Source organism: Novosphingobium clariflavum (assembly GCF_026420865.1).
Classification (GTDB): domain Bacteria; phylum Pseudomonadota; class Alphaproteobacteria; order Sphingomonadales; family Sphingomonadaceae; genus Novosphingobium; species Novosphingobium clariflavum.
The window spans coordinates 1-2,305 of the sequence record NZ_JAPCWC010000068.1; the positions used below are offsets into that span (position 1 = coordinate 1).

A 2,305-nucleotide genomic window follows, 5' to 3' on the forward strand; every position below is an offset into this window, starting at 1 on the left:
TGTCGGTGCCGGACGTATCCTCCCCAAAAGTGCCGAATGAAAATTCCCCAGTTTGAGGTGAGCGCCAATTCGCTCTGGGGTTAACCCCAGAGCGAATTGGCATCGATCTTCACATGTCGCTCAATGCTGCCCGGGTTTGCCGGGAGGGCGCTGAGTGGTCAGACTTGAGGAAATTGTCATGATCCATGATCTGCGGCGGCAAGGACTTTCCGTGTCCGCGATCGCGCGCAAGACCGGCCTTGACCGGAAGACCGTGCGCAAGCAACTGGCCGGGGGCATCAAGCCACCGGTTTACAAATCCCGCCCGGAGCGACCGCGACAGCTGGCCCCCTTCGAACCCTATCTGCTCGAACGGATCACCCTGTACCCGGATTTGTCCGGGAAGCGGTTGCTGCGGGAGATTGCCGCCATGGGGTACAGCGGCGGCTATACGGCGGTGACCGACTATCTGCGTGCCAATCGGCCCGCCCGCATCAAACCGTTCGAGCGCCGCTTCGAGACACCTGCCGGCAGGCAGGCCCAGGTCGACTTCGCCCAATTCCGTGTCGAGTTTGCCGAGGAGCCTGGGGTCGCTAGGGTATTCTGGCTGTTCTCGATGGTCTTGGGGCACAGCCGATGGCTGTGGGGGCGGTTTTGCCCGACCCAGGATCTGCAGACCGTCATGCGCTGCCACATTGATGCGTTCGATGCCATGGGAGGGGCTCCGTGCGAGGTCCTGTACGATCGCATGAAGACCGCGGTGATCGACGAGGACGCCGAGGGCGTCGTCATCTACAACCGGTCACTGGTGGCGCTGCTGGACCACTATGGCGCCTTGCCGCGCGCATGCCGGCCGTATCGCGCAAAGACGAAGGGCAAAATCGAACGCCCCTTCCGCTATATCCGGCAGGACTTCTTCCTCGGTCGTACCTTCCGCAATGCCGACGATCTCAATGCACAGTTCCGCGACTGGCTTGATACCGTTGCCAACGTTCGCCGCCATGCCACGACCCGGCGGATCGTCGCCGAGCACTTCGCCGAGGAAACGCTGGCACTGACGGCCTTGCCGGCGTCCGCCTACAATGCAGTCCTGACCGTCGAGCGACGGGTGAGCCACGAAGGCATGGTATCGATCGGCGGCAATCTTTACTCGGTCCCCGACGCAACGCGAAAGCGGGTGGTCGAAGTCCAGAACCATCCGCGCGAAATCAGGATCTTCGAAGACCGCAAGCTGATCGCGGTGCATCCCATCCTCGACGGGCGCAACCAACGGCGCGTTGATCCAGCCCACCGGCGGCTCGCACAGGTCCGGCAGGAAAGGCCCACACCTCCCTCGGGACGTGAGATCGGACGACGTTCCCTCGGCTTCTATGAAGCGGTTGGCAAACGCTTGGCGGGCGTGGAGGGACGTCCATGAGCGAAATCATCGACAGTATCCGCGCCAGTCTCGTCGGCCTCAAAATGCCTCGTGCCCTGGAAGCCCTCGACCATACCATGCGCTGCCTCGAGCGCGGCGAGATGACCGCCCTCGAGGCCATCGACATCCTTCTGTCCCACGAACACGGCAACCGCGAAAGCCGGCGCTTCACGATGGGCGTGAAGACCTCCCGCCTCGTGCCCATGAAGACGATCGAAGGCTTCGACTTCTCGTTCCAGCCCTCGCTCGATCGAAGCCGGATCATCGCCCTTGCGCAACTCGACTTCATTGAGCGCGGCGAGGTCGTCCATCTGCTTGGCCCGCCCGGAACGGGCAAGTCGCACCTGGCAACCGCTCTCGGCGTCGAGGCAGTCCGCTCCGGAAAGCGGGTCTACAGGGCCAGCCTTGCCGAGGTCATCGACATGCTCGTGCGCGCTGAACGTGACGGGAGACTGCCGGAGCGGTTACGCTTCTTCAATCGCAACAGCCTGCTGATCGTCGACGAGATCGGATACCTGCCGGTCACTCCCGGCGGGGCCAACCTGTTCTTCCAGCTCGTTAACTCACGCTACGAAAAGGGCGCGATGATCCTGACCTCGAACCGCGGCTTCGCCGAATGGGGCGAAGTCTTCGGTGATCCCGTGGTCGCCACGGCCCTGCTGGATCGCCTGCTGCACCACGCCATCGTGATCCAGATCGAGGGCGCCAGCTACCGCCTCCGTGCCCACACCGATCTCGTCCCTGAACACACCAGGACAATCGCCACCATCACACCTCCACCCCCGCCTCGCCGGCGCGGTAGGCCGCCAAAGGAGCGCACTCTCGATCACCGTTACGGCTGATCACCGAAATCCCAGACTGGGGAATTTTAAACCGGCACTTCTGGGGATTCTTCCGTCGGCGTTGACA

The 2,305-nt window shown here is 62.9% G+C and carries 2 protein-coding genes; both read left to right on the forward strand.

Annotated features, from left to right (window positions below):
* Window positions 1-154 precede the first annotated feature (154 nt).
* Entirely contained in the window at window positions 155-1,396 is a 1,242-nt protein-coding gene (gene istA / locus OKA11_RS24220) for an IS21 family transposase (RefSeq protein WP_267225157.1), read from the forward strand.
* On the forward strand, window positions 1,393-2,238 hold the full coding sequence (istB, locus tag OKA11_RS24225) for an IS21-like element helper ATPase IstB (protein ID WP_267225160.1): 846 nt from the start codon (window positions 1,393-1,395) through the stop codon (window positions 2,236-2,238). Before istA ends, istB begins: the two co-directional genes overlap by 4 nt.
* Window positions 2,239-2,305 lie beyond the last annotated feature (67 nt).

Bases quoted from the DNA above. Each gene is read 5' to 3' on its own strand.
- istB (WP_267225160.1), top strand. From the start codon at position 1,393: ATGAGCGAAATCATCGACAGTATCCGCGCCAGTCTCGTCGGCCTCAAA.